Origin of the sequence: Pseudomonas sp. SIMBA_067, assembly GCF_046534675.1 — a bacterium.
GTDB classification, from domain to species: domain Bacteria; phylum Pseudomonadota; class Gammaproteobacteria; order Pseudomonadales; family Pseudomonadaceae; genus Aquipseudomonas; species Aquipseudomonas putida.
Genome location: NZ_JAWRYH010000141.1, coordinates 1 through 352, shown reverse-complemented (window position 1 = coordinate 352; position 352 = coordinate 1). Strand labels below are relative to the sequence as shown.

The window sequence follows — 352 nt, the reverse complement described above, 5'->3', positions numbered from 1 at the left end:
CCACCTGGCGCTGCTGACAGAGCTGGATAACCGCCAGCGCAACTACATTGATAAAGTGCACCGTTCGGCACAGAACCTGCTGGGGATCATCAACGACATCCTCGCTTTCTCCAAGATCGAAGCCGGCAGGATGAGCCTTGAGCACACGCCTTTTCGCCTGGAGGATGTACTCGACAGTATCGCTGCCATGATCGGCCTGAAAACCGAGGGCAAGGGCTTGGAGTTGTTATTCCAGACCCCGCCCGATTTGCCTACCGCACTGCTTGGCGACTCACTGCGACTTGGCCAGGTGCTGATCAACCTGGGCAACAATGCTGCCAAGTTCACCGAGCGTGGCGAGATTGTAGTGGGC

At 57.4% G+C, this 352-nt stretch carries 1 protein-coding gene; it reads left to right on the top strand.

What is annotated here, in order from left to right:
• Window positions 1-352, top strand: a 352-nt coding sequence (locus SB765_RS28425) for a histidine kinase dimerization/phospho-acceptor domain-containing protein (RefSeq protein WP_410932329.1), incomplete at both ends; no start/stop codon positions are given.